The organism is Cognatishimia activa (assembly GCF_001458335.1).
GTDB classification, from domain to species: domain Bacteria; phylum Pseudomonadota; class Alphaproteobacteria; order Rhodobacterales; family Rhodobacteraceae; genus Cognatishimia; species Cognatishimia activa.
In genome coordinates this window covers 359,752-360,470 of the sequence record NZ_CYTO01000024.1, presented here as the reverse complement: position 1 = coordinate 360,470, position 719 = coordinate 359,752, and the positions used below count along the sequence as shown (strand labels likewise).

2 pseudogenes are annotated in these 719 nt (G+C 47.1%); both read left to right on the top strand.

Going from position 1 to position 719, the window contains the following annotated elements:
* Positions 1-299, top strand: a pseudogene (locus TA5113_RS17010) (serine/threonine protein phosphatase); the annotation flags it as partial.
* A 216-nt stretch (positions 300-515) separates the two neighbouring features.
* Positions 516-719: pseudogene (locus TA5113_RS17100) on the top strand (hypothetical protein); the annotation flags it as partial.

Here is a 719-nt window from a genome sequence, read left to right as displayed (position 1 = left end):
TTGAATGGATCGGGGATCTGGCTCTGACTTATTCGAACGGAAACGTCCTTTCCGTTCACGCTGCCGCTGATCCTGAAAAGCCTGTGAATGAACAGGCTGAGGACGTTCTGATTTGGGGACACCCGAACTTTGGAACCCATGCTCGGCGCGACGGATACTGGGTTGTGCACGGTCATACAGTCGTTGATGTGCCGCTAATCTCCCAAGGCGTTGTTAGTATTGATACAGGAGCGTACGCGACTGGGCGCTTAAGCGCGGCAATCTTTGATGGCAATGGCGTACAGATGGTCCAGATTTAAGCGCTGCCATTTCTTTTGCATGTCTTATGAACGTTATTGTGCGTTTGTGATTTTCTCTTGTCGGTTTATAAGAACAGCTTCAAAGCGCCAATTTTCTAAGCGACTGCGCAATTTTGGTGGTCGCTCTGCGATTTAAGGAATTTTAATCAATCTTTCTGGGCGTGAATTCCGCTTTTGACATTTGCCTTTCATGGAATCGGCACAAAGCTTTGTTCGATGGCCGGGACGAAAAATCTTAGCCGCAAAGAAATTTGTATCTTCATTTGGATGAAAAAAACGAGGATTGGTAAGTTGAGAAAAGTCACCAAAGCTATTTTCCCGGTTGCTGGCTTGGGAACGCGGTTTTTACCTGCGACGAAATCAGTGCCGAAAGAAATCATGACCCTCGTGGACCGTCCTTTGGTTCAGTACGCGATTGAT